Below are 301 nucleotides of genomic sequence, written 5' to 3'. Positions count from 1 at the left end.
CAGCGACAGGTCGAAGTTGTCGGACTTCAGCGGCTCCAGACCCGGATTGCCCTGGGCGCCCTGGCCGCCGTCGATGCGGACCGGTTCGGCCAGCGTCTGTCCGCCCTGGATGTCGCCCCAGCCCGGCCGTCCGATCGTGCGGCTGTAGCTGCTGCGCAGGATCAGGGTGTCGGTCAGCTCGGCGCTCAGGTCGATGCTCGGCAGCCAGTGGTCGTAGCTGCCATAGAGCGTGGTGAAGTCCGAACCTTCCCGGGTGATGCCGATCTCGTTATTGGAGCCCCAGACGAGCGCGGTCGCGACC

At 67.8% G+C, this 301-nt stretch carries 1 protein-coding gene; it reads right to left on the bottom strand.

Annotated features, from left to right (window positions below; genetic code table 11):
• The coding region (locus tag SB660_RS19735; protein ID WP_410583959.1) for a TonB-dependent receptor domain-containing protein at positions 1-301 on the bottom strand (301 nt) is incomplete at both ends.

The organism is Bacillus sp. SIMBA_005 (genome assembly GCF_046535585.1).
In the GTDB taxonomy this organism is placed as follows: domain Bacteria; phylum Bacillota; class Bacilli; order Bacillales; family Bacillaceae; genus Bacillus; species Bacillus pumilus.
The sequence above is the reverse complement of the archived record's forward strand: the minus strand, read 5'-3'. Positions and strand labels throughout refer to the sequence as shown.